At 36.9% G+C, this 21,314-nt stretch carries 14 protein-coding genes, 1 tRNA gene and 2 pseudogenes; 2 read left to right on the top strand and 15 right to left on the bottom strand.

The genetic code is table 11. The features are described 5' to 3' along the window. Positions 1 to 64: 64 nt before the first annotated feature. The 7 genes from K1I97_RS08615 to K1I97_RS08645 form a co-directional block, all read right to left on the bottom strand. A tRNA-Thr gene (locus K1I97_RS08615) sits at positions 65 to 137 on the bottom strand. A gap of 224 nt (positions 138 to 361) precedes the next feature. Next, positions 362 to 6,793, bottom strand: a complete 6,432-nt coding sequence (locus K1I97_RS08620; protein ID WP_223332172.1) for a S8 family peptidase — start codon at positions 6,791 to 6,793, stop codon at positions 362 to 364. 428 nt (positions 6,794 to 7,221) lie between these two features. After that, positions 7,222 to 8,007 (bottom strand): ABC transporter permease, encoded by a 786-nt coding sequence (locus tag K1I97_RS08625; RefSeq protein ID WP_070838062.1) that lies wholly within the window; start codon positions 8,005 to 8,007, stop codon positions 7,222 to 7,224. A gap of 1 nt (position 8,008) precedes the next feature. Then, complete coding sequence (locus K1I97_RS08630; RefSeq protein ID WP_223332173.1) at positions 8,009 to 8,827, bottom strand: ABC transporter permease; 819 nt, start codon at positions 8,825 to 8,827, stop codon at positions 8,009 to 8,011. A gap of 1 nt (position 8,828) precedes the next feature. Further along, entirely contained in the window at positions 8,829 to 9,821 is a 993-nt protein-coding gene (locus tag K1I97_RS08635; protein WP_223332174.1) for an ABC transporter ATP-binding protein, read from the bottom strand. A 319-nt stretch (positions 9,822 to 10,140) separates the two neighbouring features. Continuing rightward, positions 10,141 to 10,347, bottom strand: coding sequence for a hypothetical protein (locus tag K1I97_RS08640; RefSeq protein ID WP_000041334.1), 207 nt, complete (start codon positions 10,345 to 10,347; stop codon positions 10,141 to 10,143). A gap of 58 nt (positions 10,348 to 10,405) precedes the next feature. Continuing rightward, positions 10,406 to 10,810 (bottom strand): hypothetical protein, encoded by a 405-nt coding sequence (locus tag K1I97_RS08645; RefSeq protein ID WP_000700897.1) that lies wholly within the window; start codon positions 10,808 to 10,810, stop codon positions 10,406 to 10,408. A gap of 495 nt (positions 10,811 to 11,305) precedes the next feature. Here K1I97_RS08645 and K1I97_RS08650 point away from each other — a divergent pair, with 495 nt between their 5' ends. Next, positions 11,306 to 11,767: a helix-turn-helix transcriptional regulator gene (locus tag K1I97_RS08650; RefSeq protein ID WP_223332175.1), complete on the top strand. Its 462-nt coding sequence runs from the start codon at positions 11,306 to 11,308 to the stop codon at positions 11,765 to 11,767. A 148-nt stretch (positions 11,768 to 11,915) separates the two neighbouring features. Here the strand turns inward: K1I97_RS08650 and K1I97_RS08655 are convergent, their stop codons facing one another. From K1I97_RS08655 to K1I97_RS08680, 6 genes are all read right to left on the bottom strand, one after another. Further along, positions 11,916 to 12,797, bottom strand: coding sequence for a class II fructose-bisphosphate aldolase (locus K1I97_RS08655; protein WP_001019005.1), 882 nt, complete (start codon positions 12,795 to 12,797; stop codon positions 11,916 to 11,918). Between the two features lie 139 nt (positions 12,798 to 12,936). Then, positions 12,937 to 14,265 (bottom strand): sensor histidine kinase VncS, encoded by a 1,329-nt coding sequence (vncS, locus tag K1I97_RS08660; RefSeq protein WP_223332176.1) that lies wholly within the window; start codon positions 14,263 to 14,265, stop codon positions 12,937 to 12,939. After that, positions 14,262 to 14,918, bottom strand: coding sequence for a response regulator transcription factor VncR (gene vncR / locus K1I97_RS08665; protein ID WP_223332177.1), 657 nt, complete (start codon positions 14,916 to 14,918; stop codon positions 14,262 to 14,264). Before vncR ends, vncS begins: the two co-directional genes overlap by 4 nt. A gap of 127 nt (positions 14,919 to 15,045) precedes the next feature. Next, positions 15,046 to 16,425, bottom strand: coding sequence for an ABC transporter permease subunit Vex3 (gene vex3 / locus K1I97_RS08670; RefSeq protein ID WP_061417314.1), 1,380 nt, complete (start codon positions 16,423 to 16,425; stop codon positions 15,046 to 15,048). Between the two features lie 50 nt (positions 16,426 to 16,475). Further along, on the bottom strand, positions 16,476 to 17,123 hold the full coding sequence (gene vex2 / locus K1I97_RS08675) for an ABC transporter ATP-binding subunit Vex2 (protein WP_000173736.1): 648 nt from the start codon (positions 17,121 to 17,123) through the stop codon (positions 16,476 to 16,478). A gap of 118 nt (positions 17,124 to 17,241) precedes the next feature. After that, entirely contained in the window at positions 17,242 to 18,519 is a 1,278-nt protein-coding gene (locus K1I97_RS08680; protein WP_223332178.1) for an ABC transporter permease, read from the bottom strand. Between the two features lie 93 nt (positions 18,520 to 18,612). Between K1I97_RS08680 and K1I97_RS08685 the strand changes: the two are divergent. Continuing rightward, positions 18,613 to 19,080, top strand: a pseudogene (locus K1I97_RS08685) (transposase); the annotation flags it as partial. A gap of 78 nt (positions 19,081 to 19,158) precedes the next feature. On the opposite strand, the gene K1I97_RS08690 reads toward K1I97_RS08685, so the two are convergent. Together K1I97_RS08690 and K1I97_RS08695 are read right to left on the bottom strand one after the other, a co-directional pair. Continuing rightward, positions 19,159 to 20,334 carry a family 1 glycosylhydrolase gene (locus K1I97_RS08690; RefSeq protein WP_223332179.1) on the bottom strand — a complete coding sequence of 392 codons (1,176 nt, stop codon included), beginning with the start codon at positions 20,332 to 20,334 and terminating at the stop codon, positions 19,159 to 19,161. A gap of 40 nt (positions 20,335 to 20,374) precedes the next feature. Beyond that, a pseudogene (locus tag K1I97_RS08695) lies at positions 20,375 to 21,314 on the bottom strand (accessory Sec-dependent serine-rich glycoprotein adhesin); the annotation flags it as partial.

The following is a 21,314-nucleotide window of genomic DNA, read 5'->3' on the forward strand; positions in this document are numbered from 1 at the left end:
CCATCTCAAATATTTCATCTTTTCTGTGTTTACAAAAAAGAAACCCATTAGGGCTTCTTCATTCTGCCGATTGCAGGGATCGAACCTGTGACCTACGCGTTACGAGTGCGTTGCTCTACCAACTGAGCTAAATCGGCGACTACTCTTTTAGTATAGCACTCTGAAAATAGATGTCAAGAGATTTTCATCACCATTAGAAAAAGCCTGTCCTGAGACAAGGCTTTTATATATATCTCTTTAAAATCTCCCATTTTCATAGAAATCTAAATAATATATTTATAAATCAATATTTTCACAAAACTATGTCATCACCTCACTATCTAATCTCAGTACATAAACCATTTTTTCTATAGCTTTTGTCTTAATCTTTATTTTTTTTCTTCAATCCAAGAAAAGCTCCTACTATAAACATTATTCCGGCAGCTAATAGTGTCTGGGCTCCGCTTGCTGTTCCGGTTTTTGGCAACTCATTAGGATTGTTAATAGTTGATTTACTATTGATGTTGGTATTTTTATTAGTTAAGTTCCCTTTTTCATTTAGATAAACTTTCTTGTTAATTTCAAAGTTTTTATCATTTTCATCAGAAACAATACTGTTGACATCATTAGTTGAATCAGATTGTGTTTTTTCTTTCTTTTTCGATACATCAAAAGTAGGTTTATTTTCCTCCTCCTTTTTCTCCTCTATTTTCTTGAATACAGGTTTTATAAAGGTATCTTTTGATAGATTAAGAACATAGCCGGCGTCTTTTTTCCCTTCGAAACCAGAAATTTCCCAACCATCAAATTGGTATCCTTTTTCTAATTCACCCTTATAGACAGGTAACATAAAATCTTCTTCCGACACTATCGTTGAACTCATTTCTTTTCCATTTTGAATGGTCACGGTTACCCTATGAGGTTTTAGTTCGCTTACCTCCCCCGTATCTTTGTTTAAAATGAATTCTTTTACGGTTGTATTTCTTGCAAAATCTTTTACAACAATCTTAATGTTTAGTGTCTTATCTGTTAGTTGTTTAATATCATTAAATGATTTATATTCTTTTCCATTTACATAAATATGTTGTTCTTGAATCTCACCATCGAATCCATTATTTCTTTTATCATTGATGTTAAAGACTACAGATTTTCCGTTAGCATATTCGATACTAGTATTTCCCTTAGGATCAATGCTTACTTCAGGTTTTACATTATCATATAAGAATTGATAGTGTACTCCAACCGCTTTCGCATTCAAATCGCTATAGCCAGTTTGAAGATAAACATTTCCATCCATATCTGTTACCTTATCTGGAAATCCGTTTGCTTTATAGTCTTTCATTCCCCAGTCCATGATGTCACCGTCTTTAACATTAAGCTTAATGTTAAAATCTCTAGTGTTATCAATGTGTAAATCTCCATAGATTAAATAATTATCTACAACCGATTCATTAACTCTCAACTCCCAGTTAAAACCACCCTTATCAGAAATCTTACCTCTTAAATAGAATTCTGGATTTCGTACATAAATTTTATTAGTTTTAGATGGATTAAAGTAGTTCTTGTCCATTGAAAGATTTACTGGTTTTGCATCAATAAATAACGTAGAGCCATCTTCTTTTATAGCTTCGATGTTGGACTTATCCTCTCCTGTGTACTCTTTACCATCCTTACCAAATAATACCAGTTTAGAAGGATCTGTCACAAGATTGCCATCTTTATCGATTGCCTCCCCTTTATCATTCATTTTAAATGTAAACACTTGATATCTTACAATGTTAAAGCCGTCCAAAGCCGACATTAATACTGATTGAGTACTTCTTCCATCTTCAACATTTCTACTATCAGCATAAATTGTTGTTTCTGATAAGACTCTTAGATTAGGATTGGCCTTTTGGATTTTTGCTATATCTTCCTTGCTATAGACTCCATTCCCTTCTAACATATCCGTTTTCCCAGGATTATAGGTAGTCACTTTTAGTGCATAGCCTTTTCTTAGAATGATGTTATCCTTTAACAGATATTGTTGTTTTTCTGAATCAGAATAGATTTTACCAGATTCCATGTCCGTTAAATTGTTTGGTTTATTTTTTGAAAGATCTCCTTCTCCTAATTCTATTACATTCCCATAACTTGATGCATACGGATATTCTGATTTAGTTTCTTTAATTTTTTCAGGCATTCTAATTTTAGTTTCAGCTTTTATCCGACCATCATCTTTAACAAAGAATCTCATATCTCCTGCAAAAGCTAATCCATCCACAATATCATTAATATTAGCGTATAAATCAAATGTCATCGTTTTTGAGTGGGAATCATACTTGGTCGTTTTGATTTCTATAGATTTATAGTTATTTCCATAATATACCTTGGCATTTTTAGAAACATTACTGATCTTTCCAAGAATTTCAAAGTGTCCATCTTTAGATGGGTTTAGAATGCCATAAATTTTTGATTTGATTTCATCAAGTTTTTCAGTTTCATATTCTAAGGCACTACCATCATCATATGCAATGATATTTCCCTTATCATCGTATTTATAATCGTATTCCTCTATTCTCTTACCAGTTTCACTTGTAAAGTCATCAACTTCTCTAAATTTCTTTTTAATGAGTTTCTTTAAATCTTTGCTTTCAAAGTCTCTAATTGTTGAAATTGTTTTATGAATAGTCAAGCTAGATTTTTCTTCGGTAGCCTCTTCATTTTCTTGATGATGTTCTACTTCCGTTGTATCTTTTTTAAGACTATCCTCTTTTCTATTTTCTAAATTTTTAAATTTAGATTCGGAAATCTCGCCAAGCTTTTGGTATTTAGATGAATCTTGATCAGGATCTACTAGATAATAGGAAATCATCCCCTTTTCATCAGCATGATCAGCAAATTTAATTCTATGAATCTTTGTGAAATTGCTAGAACCGTCTAATGCAATCACTTCAATGATTTTGCCTCTTAAATCTCCTGCACCTTTAATTTCATAAATGGTATTTCCGTCTTTGTCAAGTTTCCTATTTCTTCCTTGACCCTCACCTGCATAAGTTACTTCAAGATTTTTCTCAACCTCTCCATCTTCATTAACAAGAGCGGCGCCAGCATACCAAACTTCATTGGCAATCTCGTCAAATTTTTCAGGATGTTCTTTTTGATCTCTCGCAAATAGCGTTTCATTCTTATATTGCTCTTTGACCTTGTGATAAGTATCCTTTGTAATTAACTTAATTTTTTCAGGATTTGAAAAATCAATTGAAACAATCTTTGGAGGTGTGTTATCAATTTTTACAGGAATATAGGAAACTTGCCATGGGTAATCCTTGGTTAATCTATATTTAAATTTATAGAAATATTGGCCTTCCGCAATCGGTTCAAATTGTCCTCGTATCTTAGTAGCAGGATCTTTTTTGTCATTACTTTCTGGGGCATTTTCTTCTCTACCTCTAGGGTTATAAATGAGTCCATCCCATTTCAAGTCACCCCAAACTTTTAGTTTAGATGATTTAATGCCCTTTGCATCATTTCTTTTAGAGTTTAAAATTCCTTTAATAAAGTGTTCTCTCGAAATGACTTTTAAGTCTCTTTGATTTTCTCCTTCTTTATTTGTATTTACTATTGAAATCACTCCTTCTTCTGCACTTCTTAATACAAGTGGAGAAGGCGTTAATCCTCTCTCAAGTTGAGCATCTTGAGGATTTCCATTTGAATCTAAAGGATAAATTTTAGCAATATTAGAACCACTTGATGACGGTGCGTTGATTCCTTCGTTATTGAAAGCAAATAATTCTGGATTTTGATCTAGGGATGTTATATTTTTATCTTTTCTATTTTGTATAACTCCTGCTGGATTAAATTTATCTATACCATGTTCTCCACCAATCCCCTTATTTAAGGTACCTGGAATTTTTGGTTTACCATCATCATCATAACCTTCCATCGCTTTTGATTTTGACCCTTCTTCCCAGGCCCATTTATCAAGGATTGGTTCGTGGTTCCAATTCCCTGCAAATCCCATTAGAGGCATCGATAAAGAAGGTTGGAAATTTATTTTCTTCCCGTTGGAGTTTAGAGCTTCCATTTCTTCCACTGACTCAAAATGAATAAATGATTCTACAAATTTATTTTTATTTTTTGCTTCTCCAACATTTATAACTGCATTTAAATCAAAGCTGGAATTTGGGCCTATAGTGAAAGTGTCATGCTCAAATGTGATATTTGCTCCTTTGACTTTTTCTGGGTGAATTTCTGGAACAATTTGCTTCCCGTCCGGAGATTTTTCATCTTTATATGTTTCATCGAGTTTTAGTCTATCAGTTAGAGCATCTGTAGTTACAGTTGATGCAGAAACTTTAAATGTTAAAGGTCTGTTTGAGGTATTGTGAAGCTTAATTGTAAAGTATTTTTTATCACCTTTTATTTCTTTAAGAGAAATGGAACCATATGAATTTACCAAACCTTTAGAATCTGTATTTTTGAAAGTTGCTACAACTTCATTTCTCAAAGCGTTGGCAACATTAATTAGTCCCGCTCCCTGCTGTCTAGGCGATGCAAAGTATTGACTCTTTTCTTTCCAAGAGGTTGCATCCATCATAGGTCTTGCAGTATTTTGTAGAGCTATTTTTGTAAGACTTGTAAGGTCTATTTTGTCATCTCCCTTAAGATTTTTCAAGACAGGTCTTTCAAGCAATTCCTTTAATTTGGGTCGAATCAAAACAGTAGAAGCTGCTACAATTGGAGTTGCCATGCTAGTTCCTGACATATAACCATAAGTAGATTTACCATTAATAACATTTAGAGTGGATTTAATATTTTTACCAGGTGCTGAAACATCCGGTTTTAAAAGCAAATCTGTTCTTGGCCCCCAAGATGTAGACCCTGCTGGAACTATAATATCTTCTTTATAAAGTTCTTTGTCTGTGTCAGGTGCAAATTTAAAGTCAATTTCTTTTTCATCACCTACATTCGGTTTATTAGAATTATAGCTTTCCATATCAATTGGATAGTATTGTTCTAAGTTATCTTTAAAATCTTCCTTATTATTTCTTTTAACTTCAGTTTTTTTATCAGGGTTAATCATGTTCCATAATTTTACACCATCATCTCCTGAAATTGAAAATACTTGACTTTTAGTCCCTTCATCCGCTTCATATCCCATAGCTGGAAGGTCTGTCCAATTATCTCTATTGTAGTAATTTACAGTATTTACAACCATAATGGCACGTGCGCCTTTATCCATAGCTCTTTTAAAAGCATCTTTTAAATCCTTGGTATAAATTCTATCCATTACTGCAATTTTGCCCTTAAGATCCAATCCTATCAAATCTTGGTCTTGACCTTTGCCTATATATACAAATTTTAATTTATTTGGAGTTTTTGACCCATCCTCATTTGTTAGGATTTTATTTTTATCGAAAAAAGCTCCTATATTTCTGTATTTAAAACTTTGTCCTCCAATGTTAACCTTATCAAACTCAATGGTTTGATTTTTAGCAGAAGCGACCGCTATTGCATCTTCATGTGCGGCAGTTCGTGTTACATTTCCAGTATCTGTCATTTTCAGATTATTATTGGCTACTAAATCCCAAGAAGAACTTGAAGCAGAAGTCGCAAAGTTACCTGTAGCAACAACCATTGGGATTCCTGCTTTTCTTAATGCTCTAATAGCCTCCCAATATTTCTCGCCTACAAGACCTGTTCCTGTAAAACCAGATGATACCGAAACAACATCGACATTGTGTTTGATCGAATCTTCAATAGCATGAAACATTGTTTCATCACCCGCAAACCCAGATACTGCGTCAGAGTACATTTTATAAGAGAAAATTTGTGCATTAGGCGCAATTCCATCTATGCCATTAAAGTTCTTGATGTCTTTTTCAGTATCATTTCCAGCAAGAATCCCTGCAATATGCATCCCATGTGGGTCAAAATAATCCCTTCCATCATCATATTTTTCTACAGTGATTTTACCACCATTATAATAATTGAACGCATGAGGGATTTTATCACTCAACCAATAATTTTTATCAGTGCCTTTTAAATCCTCTTTTTTAAATTTCATTGAGTCTTTGGCATCATCATCGATCCTCATAGCCTTATGCCTATAATCTGTTCCAGTATCGATATTTGAAATGACCATACCTCTACCATCAAAATTTTTCCCGAATGGAGCATTAATAGACTTTAGGTAATCAATAGCTTCCTCAACTCCAATTTCCTTTCTGGCATGATTCAACATTGGTTGGAGTTTTTGTGATCGTTCAACCGACGAAACACCTTCTATTTGTTTAATTTTGTCCAAATTATCTGGAGTTGTTTCAATGGCGGTGCCATTAAAAATTGTATTATAGGTATATAAAACTTTTGTATCCTTAAGATTGGATAGTTCCTTAATTACTTTTTCTCCAGATTCTTTATCTTTAAATTCAGCAATATAGACAAGTTTATCTTCTTTTTTCGGATTTTCTGTATCTTTATTTACAAATGAGTCCGCATCATCTCCTTTGGATTGATTGGAGTCTTCTTTGATACTTGCTCCTTCGTTACTAGTTTTTTTGTCTATCTCAGACTTTCTACTAACAACTTCTTTTTCCTCAACAACTGTTGTCTTCTTCTCCTCAGTATCCTTTGAAGTTTCTATAACATTATGAATATCTTCAGATTGTTCATTGTTTTCTGTTTCTTTATCTGCTACTACTTTTTCTTTATCAGAAATTCTTAAAGCATCTTCAGAACTAGGTGCATCTGCTAAAATTACCTCATTTGGGGCATATGCTGCTAAAATAACTGCAGCAGTAGTTAATGACAATACCGTACTTTTTTTCATTATAATTCCTTCATTTTTTATTTTAAACCCAATAGATAGAAAACTTTAACTTTGCTAGCCTTTGTTATAAAAAGTTTTATGACGTATTATCTAGTGGGATAGAGTAGTACATTTATATATAATTGTTAGCTCTCTGAAAAATAGTATATCAATTAAAAAAATTTAAGTCAAGAAAAATTAACACGCATTAATTTTTTTTTTAATGTACCTTAAAAAATATAAACCCAAAACTTTCGTAGTTAACTGGGTACAATATAAACTCATTCCTACCATCAAAAATAGTAGCAATCAACTGGAATAATTACCAAAATCGCAAAAAGGGGTATGGATAGAATTCATGCCTTAATAAACATGCAAAAACAACCGCAATAATTTTCAACGGTTGTTTGTAACATATTTAATTTTTAACTCTCATCCTATTTTATATCTTAAGAACCCGCACTTTCGTAGGCATCTAAGCCCCTGTCCCAGAGTTTCAAAGAAATGACAAAGAAGACAAGAGAAATCACAATTAACCCACCAATGTTAAAGAGCCCGTCTTTGTCCTGCAAGAAATAGCTAGCTGGATAGTAGGCTGTAAAGGCGAAAGGTACGATAAAGCTAATCAACCAACGAAGAAGGGAATTGTATATCGAAATTGGGTACTTAGCAAAGTCATTAAACATATAAAAAATATAAATCATAGCACCTGACTGCTTAGTCCAAAAAGCGATACTGGCTGTCGCGATTTTCAAGGAAGTATAAATCAAGGTCGCAAAGGGGATACAGACTAAGAAAAGCAGGAATTTGGGAAGAGTCCAAGCAATGCTTGATACTGTTGTCGCTAGCAAAATACCTCCGACCAAAAGTTCACCCAAGGCATCAATCTGAAAGGTCTCAACCAGAATGTGAAAAAGAGGATTGATAGGACGCGTCAGGTACTTGTCAAACTCTCCCTTTCTCACCAATCGTTGCCCCAGTGCCCAGAGATTGTCAAAAAAGAGATGGTCCAATCCCTTGGGAATCAAGGAAAAACCATAGATAAAGGCTATTTCTTGAAAGGTCCAGCCTTCAAGCGAGGGGATATGTTGAAAGAGTACATTGAGAAACAAGAGGTTCAAACCTTGGGTCAGAAAGACTCCCAAGACACCAACCACAAAATCCACCTTGTATTCCATGATTTGCTTGATATATTGTCTGATAAAAATCAGATGCATACGTTGGTATTTTTTCATACTAACCTCCCTGAATGGTGATAAAGGACTGGACTCGTTTCCAAATCAACTGAGACAAGCCCACCATCACTATGAGCCAGAAGAACTGTAGCAAAAGCGCCTGAAGAATCTGACTGGCATCGTATTTTCCAACAACAATCATAACGGGAGTATAAATCAAGGATGAAAAAGGCAAGAAGGACAGAATATCTGAAACGATTTTCGGAAAGAAAGCCAAGGGAATCAGACTTCCAGACATAAAGGATACTAGAGAAGCCTTAAATACTTGAGAACCCCATAGATTTTTAAATACAAAGGCAGAAAAACCAAAACAGATATTAAAGAAAAAATTGATCAGATAGGCTAGGGTTAAGCTAAAGAGATAAAGGATGGTTAATCCCAGCACTTCTACAATTCCTTGTCCTGATAAGATTTTCATCAAAACAATGACACTTAAAAATGGCAGGCCAACAGAGATAAAAATCAACCACTTGGAACCAAGCTCGGTGAAAAGATAAGAGGCCGCAAAATGGACTGGTCTTAATAAGCGCATGATAATAGAGCCATCTTTTACCTCATCACCGATCATAAAGGAGCTATCTGACTCAGTTAATAAATTAGTCACAAAACTCATGATGATGTAGAGGGTGATATCTGCCATACTGAAACCCTGAATCAAAGACTCCTGCGAGGAATCAAAGACAGCCTTCCAGAGATAAAATTCCACAAAAGCACCCATGACATCGCCAATCCGATAAAGAAGAAAGTTGACTCGATAGGTAATCAACTCCTGAATCCCTGCATTGATAAAGGGTTTATAACGTCGCCACAATTTGACCATCTTAGAGCTCCTTTCGGTAGAAGCGACGGATAATATCCTCAATATCCGTATCCAGCATCTTCAAATCGCGGATTTCAAAATCAGACAGGGTTTGCTTGATAATATCGGCCGACTGGTAGCGGGAACTATCGTATTGAATGTTGAGGCTATTTCCTTGTCTTTCAATGGTCATATCAGGCAAGCCTTCAAACTGAGAGGCGAGATGACTTTGACCTGGTAGCAGTTCAAAGGAGAGAGTCTTCATCTTGCCAAAGGTTTCCTTGAGCTGGCTAACCGTTCCATCAAAAATCTCCTGCCCCTTGTCAATCATAAAAATCCGATCACAGAGTTGCTCAATATCACTCAGGTCATGAGTGGTCAAGAGAATGGTTGTTTCTTCCTCTTGATTGATCTGGGTGATGGCCCGACGAATGTTATCCTTAACCGAAACATCCAGACCAATGGTCGGCTCATCTAAAAAGAGAACCTTGGGATTGTGGAGCAAGGAAGCTGCAATATCCGCCCGCATCCGTTGACCAAGTGAAAGAGTTCGCACGGGATCTTTGATAAAATCCTTCAAATCCAAGACTTCATTCAAAAAATCCATGCGCTTGTGGAATAGCGAGTCCGGCACATCGTAAATCTCTTTCAAAACCGTGTAGGTCTCTTGCAGTGCCAAATCCCACCATAGCTGGGTGCGTTGTCCAAAAACCACTCCAATATCCTTAACATAATCCTGGCGATTATCCTGCGGAATCTTGCCATTAATCCGACAAAAACCAGATGTCGGTTTTAAAATCCCTGTCAGCATTTTGATGGTTGTTGACTTCCCAGCACCATTAGCTCCGATAAAGCCTAGAATCTGGCCTTTTGGTACCTCAAAAGTCAAATCCTTGACTGCTTCAAAGGTCTGCTTTTCAGGATGTGTAAAGGAGCGCAAAGCCCCCTTTAACCCCGGCTCCTTTACTGTCTTCACAAAATTTTTCTGAAGATGTTCCACTTCTATCATTGCCATATCTATCTCCCTACCGTAAGGAATAGCAAAATTGTATTTTTGACTACAAATATTCTAAATCCTTACTTTCTAAACTTTCTAATTGTTATTCTTACAGAAGGCTTTATACCAACCTATTATAGTCCAATAAAAAAAGAAATGCAAGCGTTTGCCTGAAGTTTATGAAATTGAAAATTTCTCTCTTATAATAATCGTTTTAATCAAAAATTCTGGTTTGATAATTTCCCTAGAACACCAAAAAACCTGCCCTTAGGGGCAGGTCAGTTGATTAAATTAATTAAAAATATATCTAATGCAGTAAATCAAAACTCACAAAAATCTAAAAACCTAAACGTTCTTGATCCCAATTTCCATACTCATCGTATCCAAATCCATCAGGATCCATTGCATCAATCCCACACTGTTCTAAAAAACGAAAGCAGTCTTTGCAATAGTATACTCCATCAATATGATCACTACCATCCCAATTAAGCTCTCTCTTAGTGAACTCTCCACCACATTCTTCACATGTATATAATTTTGACATAAAATTACCTCTCTTTGTCCTTTTTAAATTATATTTCAATCAAATATAGAGTGTGAAACTACAAGTTATTCTCTTTACGGAATTCCTCTTTTTCTAGTTCTGTTCCTCCTCTTACAAAAGTATTTTCGCCTAGATGATATAAATGTACACAAGGAGATTTTCTTTCATCAGGATAAAAATGATTAATAGCTTGTTCTTCTTGTAGCAGTTCAGAAAAGGTTGAATCATCTAGTGATCTGTCTTGCTCTGTATCTTCCAATTCATTAATCCGTCTTTGATTAAGGCTATTCTTGTTAGTTATCAAACTTAAAATAATTAATATAAATTCAGGATTGTTTACAACAAAATTTAGACATTCCCTCCCACCTTTTGACATACTTTTGCCAACAGATTTTGATACTTTCATGGTAATGTTTAATGCACTATTTGCTTGATCTTTGATTCTTCGCGTATTAATTTTCATTTCTTTCCCACTTTTTTATTTCAATTTTATCTGATTTTTATTGAATTAACTACAATATAGGAGTTAATCAGTCCAATTTTGTATTTTTTGTTTAGTATTTTTGCACATTCTAAAACACTTAAGTCACCAGATTTTAAAAAATCTAGTTCTGGTCCTTTATTGTTTATCAAAAAGTCCGTAAACTTTTTAGTAATTATGTTCTTTCTAATCAATAGAAAGAAACACAAAGAAATTAACAATAAGATAAACACCAATTGAATATCCATAAAAACACTCCTCTTAACTTTTTATAAATGGTTTTCCTATAATTATCTGAATTAGATTCTACTTCTCCTCTTATTGAGTTAATAATAACATAGCACAATATTTTTTATTTGTCAATTATTTTATTATATTATAAATTTTTGTCATATAAAAAATTTTTTACCTAGACAACAATTTAAATATTTTATTTTTTTTGTTATAATAGAAGTAGAAAATTATAGGTAAAAAGATATGTTAAAAGAAAAATATCCATCAACAGAAGATACAAGAGCAATTCTACAAAATAACTTAAGAGCTATTCGAGAGATTTTGAATTGGACAAGTTCAGATCTCAGCATTCTTATAGGAGTTACTAAACAAACCATCCGTAATCTTGAAACTCAAAAAAGTAGATTAACAAAACTCCACTATATTGCATTACGTACCGTAATAGATTTTGAAATTGAAAATTTAAAAACGACAGATCCAGACAGAGCTGATAGAGCAGAGTTGTTGCTAAATTTTTTTGATGAATCAGAAAAATATGCAGTATCTGAGAAAAGATCTATAGATTTAGAACAAATTAGTGAAGCATCTTCATTAATTGCAACTACTTCTACTGTTAAAAATGCTTCTAGAATCATTGCTTCGCTTGCACCAATTATTGGGGCAACAGTCGTTGCAGCCTTAAAGAACTCAAAAGATAAGAAATAATATTTATTTCGTAAAAATAAAATAATAAGCAAAAGACGAACAATCATCTAATCGTTTTTGCTTATTTTTATTTGTACGACAATAACTTGTCGTTTAAGCAAAAAACCCACCCAATGGGCAGGTTTCTGATTTGTATTGTTCAGCTAGATTAAGCTTTACCTTCTGAACCGAATACGTCGATACGTTCTTCAACTGATGCTTGGATAGCTTTTACACCGTCAGCCAAGAATTTACGTGGGTCGAAGAGTTTCTTCTTGTCGTATTCTGCTTCGTTTGCTTCGTAGTCACGAGCAAATTTACGAGTTGCGTTAGCGAATGCGATTTGGCATTCAGTGTTAACGTTAACTTTCGCAACACCAAGTTTGATAGCTGCTTGGATTTGGTCATCAGGAATACCTGATCCACCGTGCAATACGATTGGGAATCCTGGTACAGCTTCAGTCAATTTTTGCAAGTGGTCAAGGTGAAGACCTTTCCAGTTTGCAGGGTATGGACCGTGGATGTTACCGATACCAGCTGCCAAGAAGTCGATACCAGTTGCAACCATTGCTTTAGCATCTTCGATTGGAGCCAATTCACCATCACCGATGATTCCGTCTTCTTCACCACCGATAGTTCCAACTTCAGCTTCTACTGATACACCATTTGCGTGAGCAAATTCTACAACTTTACGAGCTTTTTCAAGGTTTTCTTCAACTGGAAGGTGTGAACCGTCAAACATAACTGAAGTATAACCAACTTGAATACACTCAAGTGCATCTTCGTAGTGACCGTGGTCAAGGTGGATAGCTACTGGTACAGTGATACCCATTGATTCAACAAGGTTAGCGATCAAGTTGCGAGCAACTTTGTAACCACCCATGTATTTAGCAGCACCCATTGAAGTTTGGATCAAAACTGGAGCTTTTTTAGCTTCTGCTGCACGCAAGATAGCTTGAGTCCACTCAAGGTTGTTTGTGTTAAATCCACCAACTGCATAACCGTTGTCACGAGCTGCTTGGACAAATTTTTCTGCTGAAACGATTGCCATTTGTCAGGCCTCCTATATATTTTTTGGGACATCCCATTTACATTGTTCATTTTATCACTTTTTGATAAAAAAAGCTAGTTTTTCCCATACTTTAGATTGAATTTCTTCCAATCCAATCAATGTAAACCCTTTCTTATCCTTAGTCCTGAGTGACTTTGGGATAACGTATGAAGAAGCTCAATCGATCATCTTGCATCTCAAAATGATAAGGTAATTTCTCGTGTTCTAATAAACTTTTGACCACAAAGAGTCCCATCCCCGAACCCTTAGCCTTGCGACTGGCATTTTCAGAAAAAGACTGGGCCAATTTTTCTTGTTCTTCAGGACTACAGCTATTCTCGATAAAGAGTTCCCCTTCTCTTTCTCCGATACGGATCAAGCCGCCTAGAGTGGAGTGCTTGATAGCATTACTGATGAGATTCGATAGGATTAGTTTCATGACAGATGGGTTTATGTAAGCCTGCTGATGGGTCAAGCGATTGTCTATCTGAAGTTCTTTCTCCTTGGCGAGCAAAGCATAATCCTTGACTAGACTTTGTGTCATTTGAAGGAGGTCAACCTCTTCTTTCTCCTCTCGCAATTCCTGTACAGAAGAAAGAGACAATATCTGGAGAACGTGGTGACTGAGGTCGTCCACAATCCCCAAGGCAACTCCAAGATAGTGGTCTCTATCCTTATAACGACCGATATTTTCTTTCATATTTTCGATTAGAATCTTCAAACTAGCCAGTGGTGTTTTCAATTCATGAGAAGCCCCTCGTAGGAACTCAACCTTCATCTTTTCCAGCTGGAGAATAGCTTCATTCTTGTCATGCAAGTCCGCAATAACAGTCAAAAGATGCTGGTATAGGCTATTGATTTGTTCCTTGAGATCACCTATCTCATCCTTAGAATCCACGCGCAATCGCACTTGAGCATCCAGATCCATCATCCGACGGGTCACCCGCTTGATTTCCAAGATTGGGGCAACAATGGTCCGAGCATAGATGTAGGCCACCAAGAGGGAAATTAGAAAGGATGCCAGCAAGGTATAGGGAAGAAACTGAAGACTAATCTGCTCTGCTTCCTTTTGCAAATCCATGGAAGCTAGAAACTGGAGAGTCATGGTGCTACCATCTTGCGTTTTCACCTCACGCTCCTCGATAAAGAGGGAAGTAGTTTGACGGTCCGTGTCCAAGGGAAGGTTGTCCTTGACTTCTAACTTGTCCTCAGTCATCTCTCCCTTGACGGCCCCCTTGATATCACTAGTCTGGGAATACAAGTCTAATACTTGCTCGATACTTTGCCTATCTTTTCCGTCTAGGGATTGGGCAATAGCAGTCGCTTTTTGGCCAATGGTTTCCTGACGATGGCTCAGATAAGTAGAGGGAAAGAGAAAATAAATGGCTAAATGAAGACAAATAACCAGAACACTAAAAATAGAGAAGGTATAGATAAAAATCTTTGTAAATAAACCTGTTCGTTTCATTTTCTCTCCAATTTATAACCAACATTGCGCACAGTGAGGATACAATCCAGGTCTAGCTTTTTCCGCAGTTCTTTGATATAGACATCAATAACACGGTCAAAGGGAACTTCATCTGTCGCCTTCCAGACAGCATCGATTATCTGAGAACGAGTCAAGGCCCGTCCTTCATTTTTCACCAGATAGTCTAGAATTTCCAACTCTTTGGCATTGATAGCCACTTCTTCTCCTGATAGGGTTGCACTATAGCTTTCAAAGTCCACCTTGGTATCCTTATAGGAAAAGGTTCGTCCCGTATCGTAGTAGCGCTTAAAAATTGCATCTACTCTCACTTTTAGAAGGGAGAGAGAGAATGGCTTTTCCAGATAGCCATCAGCTAGCGAAGCAAAGGCACTCATCTTGTATTCTTCATCCTGAAAGGCGGTTAGCATCAGGACAGGAACCTGACTGCTCTTACGAATCTCAGCTAGGACTTCTAAACCATTGAGCTTGGGCATCTGGATATCCAGTAAAACTAGTGCTACTTCATAGCTGGAAAATTGTTCTAGGGCTTCTTCGCCGTCCGCAGCCTGAATGGTCTCATAACCACAATCTGTCAAATAGTCACTGATCCCCTCGCGGATCATCTCTTCATCTTCTACAATTAAAATTTTCATAGAAAAATCTTTCACATTCCTTTAAATTTCTTGTAAATCTTTCTGTTTCATCTCAATATGAAGATGAAATAGATAAAAATGCTACCTATATTATACCCCATTTAGGGGAGAATAGGTAGCAAGTTTTTTATTCGCTATCCAGCAAGAGCTCTTTGGGTTGTTTTCTAAGGAGATTGCTTGAAGCAAGCGCCATAACGAGAACCACTAGAACCAAGGCAAGAACAAAGACGATGATAAAGTCTGATGTCTGAATGGAAATGTCTAGGCTCGACAAGGTCTTGCTAAAGCCATCTACTTCTGCACCACCACCAAGGTTAGAGGCTTGAGCTGCCTTGCTGGCTTGCTTGGCAACACCTGAAGTGACATTGGCAAGGACGGTGTTTCCGATTGCACGAGCTGTATAGTTAGCTAGGAAGTAAGCAGAAATGAGAGCAGGGATGGCAATCAAGATCGATTCGGTGATGAATTGACCCAAGATACTTGCCTGCTTGAGACCGATAGAGAGGAGAATTCCCACTTCCTTGCGACGGGCGTTGATCCAAAGACTGAGTAAGAGGGCAAGGAGAAGGACTGAGAAGCTCAAGCTACCCCAGAAAAGGAGGTTGGCCATCTTGTACATACCAGAGATGGATTGCTCTAGAGCTGGGTAGTTAGAGGAACTCTTCACAAGTGTGTAGCTTTTCCAGTTGATTCCACTGATACCATTCAATTCTTTCATGACATCATCCAAGTTCTTGTCTGCTGTTACAAAGAAGGTTGCGTCCCCATAAATGGCTGTGTCTTCTGTATAACCATATAGTTTAGCCGCCGTATGGATGTCTGTGATAGCTGTGTTTTCGTAAAGCTCTTGTGAGTAGGTAACTGCCGACTTATTGTGACCATCAAAGAGACCCTTGATTGTCACTTCGACTGTTTCCTTGGCACCTTTTTCATTATCTGCATCGTAGATGTTGGAGTCCAGTTTAACCTTGTCCCCAATTTTCCAGCCGTGTTTGGCTGCCAAGTCCTTGTGCATAAGGATCTTGTCCTTGTCGTCGTTGGTTAAGTGTTCTCCCTCGACCAGTTTATAAGAACCAGAGACAAACTTGTCTTCTTTAGAGGAGTCATTGACACCTGTAATCATCAAGCTACTTCCAAAACGTTTAGCACGGTCAGCAGTGAGATTTTTCTTGGTTTCTGGCGTTTCGATAAGCTCATATCCAGTCAAATCTCCGATAGCGTTGATACGTTTAACATAAGACTCGATGGCCTTATTTTCAGTGATTTTTTTGATATCCTCACCCTTGATATTCCCAGCACCACGTGGCGTTCCTTGATTGACGCGACGATTGATTTGCATGGAGAAGCTATTGGTGATATTTTTAAAGGTCTCCTGAGAAGCCTTGGCAGTAGCTCCCTTGATCGACAAACCGACCAAACTCAAGCTCGCCATGAGGAGAATAATCAGGAAGATAACAATCGATTTGAAAAACTTCCTTGTAACATAGGCAAATGCGTTGTGTAACATAGGTTCCCTTTCTAGATTTGATTTAATAATTCTATCAAAACAAGCTCATATTATTTAGTAGTATTGCGAGTTTCAGTCAGTTTCTTATTCTTCAATTCAAGTGTAATATCTGATGCTTGTGCCACTTCTTTACTGTGGGTGACGACGATCACACATTTACCTGTTTTCTCAGCAAGTGATTTGAGTAGTTCGATAATATCTCCAGCAGTTTTAGGGTCCAGATTTCCTGTTGGCTCATCAGCTAGAATAACTGGAGCTTCTGATACCAAACTGCGAGCGATGGCTACACGTTGCTGTTGCCCACCTGATAACTGGAGAACATTCCGCTTGATCTGACTTTCATCCAAACCAAGCTCAAGAAGCGTATCCTTGCTTGCCTTTTTGTTGACCAAGCGGATATTTTCCAGCGGAGAAAGGTAATCAATCAAATTATAATTTTGAAAGACCAGAGAAATATGGTGCATGCGATGGTAAGAATATCCCTTGTTCCGAATGTCCTCTCCTTGGAAAAGGATAGAACCTTCGACAGGACTATCTAGACCAGCAAGTAGGGACAAGAGAGTGGATTTTCCTGCTCCTGACTCACCAATGATACTATAAAATTTCCCGGGTTCAAAATTATACTTGATCTGATATAAAACTGCTTCAGCAGTGTTCTTATAACGGTAGGTAACATCTTGCAATTGTAATAAAGTCATGATTTCTCCTTCTTATACTCAATGAAAATCAAAGAGCAAACTAGGAAGCTAGTTGCAGGCTGTACTTGAGTACGGCAAAGCGAAGCTGACGCGGTTTGAATTTGATTTTCGAAGAGTATTAACTAATAGATGATAAAATTTCCTTAGGTGATTTTCTAAATAAGAATAGGAAACAAAGGGCTACAGACAAGCAACCAATCAGGAGCAGAAAGACATAGGATTCTGCAAAGGATAGGAGACTAGTTGATAGACCGCTTGCTTTAGCTAGCGTGTCTTGTAAGGTTGCCTGATCTCCACTTGCTAGTACAGTTTGAAGCAGGTAAGATGTAATGGCATTTCCAGCGATAAATGATGGAAGCAAAGCTCCGAGTGATACCAAAACTACCTCTAAACAGAATTGTAGGAAGATTGAGATCTTGCTTTTTCCAAGTGCGAGTAAAATCCCCACTTCGTAGACCCTTTCTCTCAACCAGAGTGACAAGACCAAAATTAGGGCTCCAGCTCCAGCTATCAACATCCCATAAAGGAAGATGGTGAGGAAAGTTTGGAAGGTTGCAACTGAGTCTTTGATTTGTTCAAAGGCCTTGTCTTCCTTCTCGACTTGGTAGCCTTGACTTTCTAAAGCCAAGTTTTCTACCTGCTTCATGAGTCCGTCCATTTCCTTAGGATTTTCTATATAGAAGCGAGCTGCACTGACCTGCGGTTCACTATTTCCCAGAAGGTTTTGGCTACTTTCATAGTCTGTAAAGACTTGGTTTTCACTAAAGTCAGAAGACAAGCCTGTGAATTTCTCTTGTTTTTTACCAGAAAAGATGCCGACAATCTCAAACTCAACTGTTTGTCCTTTTCCAGCTTCAGACTGACCAGCGTCCAAGCGAATCTTGTCGTGAAGCGAAAGACCATTCTTCTTGGCCAACTCCTCGTGGATGAGGATTTTCTTGGAGTCCCCTTTTTGAAGGTGTCGCCCTTCTTTTAGATTGAAAGCCGAGCTGGTAAAGGTGACATCCTTGGATGAATCCTCGAGAGCCATTAAGCTAACCAAGTTCTTGTCCGCGGCTGACAAATCATCACGTTCTACGCTCTGCTCACCACTCACCGCTTCCTTGTCTTTCAGTTTTGCGACCGTCTCGAGCTCAGGAGAGATATTTTCCAGTCCCTTAATCTTGCTCACGGATGTTAGGTCAGACAATTTGAAGGTCTGTCCATTTTCTATCTTTTTGATAGAAAAAGAAGTATTGAGTGATTTGTAAAGATTGCTTTCTACTGTTTTGTTGGACTTCATCAGAGTCAAACAGGCTGAAATTCCTGCTAAAAGGACAAATAAAATCAGAAATAAAATAAAACTTCTCAGTCGTTTTCTGCTGACATAAGCCCAAGCTCTTTGGATTGGATTCATTTGTCACCTCCATATTTGTAAGACTATTATAAAATCCAAATATGAAATGTTTATGAAATCAAAAAATTTTTTTGATTTATTTTTTGAAACAACAAAGCTATCAAACGCTACTGGAAGCTCATCCAACAGAATAACTGTAAACTCAGCGATAAACGTTTTATCGCCCTACTTTTCGCATGCACTTGACGAATAAAGAGATTCTAGACAAGCTTTTGAGCTATTCCAAAGATCTAAAATCCCACTATGATCTTTATCAACTCTTGCTTTTTCATTTTCAAGAGAAACAGGCGAATCATTTCTTTGGATTCATTGAAGATACCATTTCTTGTGTAAATCCTATTTTTCTAACTGTTTTTAAGACCCTTTTGAAAGATAACGAAAAGATCAATAACGCACTGGAACTGCCCTACTCAATGCAAAACTATAAGCTACGAATAATATCATTAAATCCATAAAACGCAACGTTTCGGCTTTTGTAACTTTAAAAACTTTAAAACTAGAATCTTCATTGCTCTAAACATCAAAAAAGAAAGGACGAAATTCGTCCTTTCTAAATCTTAGCTGACTTCAACCTACTACAGTTGACAAAGAGCCTCTAATTTTCGAGGTAACATTCAATAGTGTAGTTTCAATTTTACTTTAAAAATCAAGTTCCACCCAGCTGAGAGGTGTATAACCTAAGAGTTCAACACCATCAAACTCTACTGTTTTAACGATTTCTTGAATATTTGTTTGCAATTCTTCCATAACAGAGTTATCTGGACCGCCTAAAACTAATTCATCTTCTACGACAAACAATGCTTTTTGGTAACGGTCATATAAACCATTCATAACCAAACGAAGGCCAACTGGATCAGCTGATTTTTTTGTGCTAGTCTCAGCTACATACTTATCAGCAAAAACTTCTTCAGAGTTATTAGATGCATGGTAACTAAAGCTTATAAAATCAACTGTACCTCTATTTAAGCTAGAAAGGTCTTCGTCTGTAATATCCAAAGAAATCTGTTCACGCTCCAAGCGACGCAAGAAATGGTTCGGATAGTAACCACGAACTTGAACATCCGTAAATAAATAATTTTCACGATTCTTAACTTCAGCTTCCATAGCATCTATAGCACTGTCAATTTGCTGGCTATAGTTTTGACTAACAACAAGCATTCCGCCAAATTGAAACTCTGGGTTGATTGTTTTACCTAATTGAACGACACGAGCAGAAGCAACCAATTGATAATGAGCCGCTTGCCAAATCAGCTGTTCCCGATCATCTCTATTTTCAAATAATAATCCTCCACCTAAAAATGGTAAATGGTGCAAAACATTAAACTCATTGAATGTAATCCAGTATCTCACCTTATCTTTAAAGTAATGGAAAACAGCTTCTGCATAGCGCTCAAAAAGTTCAATCATCTTACGATTTCTCCAAGCACCATACTTTTCATGTAGATTAAGAGGGATATCAAAATGGCTGAGCGTAACAATTGGTTCGATATCTTTTTTCAGAACTTCGTCAATGATTGTTTCATAGTACTTCAATCCTTCCTCACTTGGTTCTAACTCTTCTCCTGTTGGAAATAGGCGAGCCCAAGAGATAGAGAGGCGATAAGCATTAAAGCCCATGGATTGAATCAAATTCAAATCTTCACTATAGTCTCTTGAACTAATCGGCTTAGCTTGCTCTAATAAATCATAAAAACCCAGTGGCACTGTTTTATAGTCGATTTTCCCGTGCAATACCCCTCCACGAAATTCACCAACTGGAAGAACATCTGTTGTTCCTAAACCTTTCCCGCTATTTGACAAAAAATTTCTAATCATGACGACTCCTTTTATTTTTTCTTTATAATTTAGATTGTTATTATTCAAAAATATTATTATCTATTGAATGATTCTTTCCGCCCTTGTTATGAATAATAGAGCTCAAACCAGATAATCCACTTACGACATTTTTAAACTCACGAGATAGTTGCTGAGAAGCTGATTTTTGCATATCCTCTTCCCTCTCTTGTCCCATCCATGAATTTTCATTCTCCAAATCCTCCGTTGGCAGAGCTACCGGGGGATTTGTCTCATCCACAAACTCACCTACATTATCTTCAACTTCTACTAAATTAACTAGATGTTTTGAATCCACTTCATCTGAAGAACTATCAAAGATAGGTTCGGTAATAAATATTTCCTCACTTTCTGAAACACTAGCTTCCTCACTCTCTGAGATAAGGTCTGAGGCGCTGAACGAAACAGAGTCGCTGAAGTGTTGTGAAGCTGATTCACTGTAGCTTTCACTTTCTGAGACAAAATCTGAAGAACTTTCAGAAATCGATTCTGATTCTAAAATGCTTGGTTCTTCACTCTCGGAAACAGAATCTATAGTGCTGATGGAAACAGAGGTGATGAGTTCTTGTGAAACTGAATCACTGTAGCTCTCACTTTCTAAGACAAAATCTGAAGAACTTTCAGAAATCGATTCTGATTCTAAAATACTTGTTTCCTCACTCTCGGAAACAGAAGCCATAGTGCTGATGGAAACAGAGTTGATATGTTCTTGTGAAGCTGATTCACTGTAGCTCTCACTTTCTGAGACAAAATCAGAAGAACTTTCAGAAATCGATTCTGATTCTAAAATACTTGGTTCCTCACTCTCGGAAACAGAATCTATAGTGCTGATGGAAACAGAGGCGATAAGTTCTTGTGAGGCTGAATCACTGTAGCTTTCGCTTTCTGAGACAAAATCAGAAGAACTTTCAGAAATCGATTCTGATTCTAAAATACTTGGTTCCTCACTCTCGGAAACAGAA

The organism is Streptococcus oralis, from assembly GCF_019929345.1.
Lineage (GTDB): Bacteria > Bacillota > Bacilli > Lactobacillales > Streptococcaceae > Streptococcus.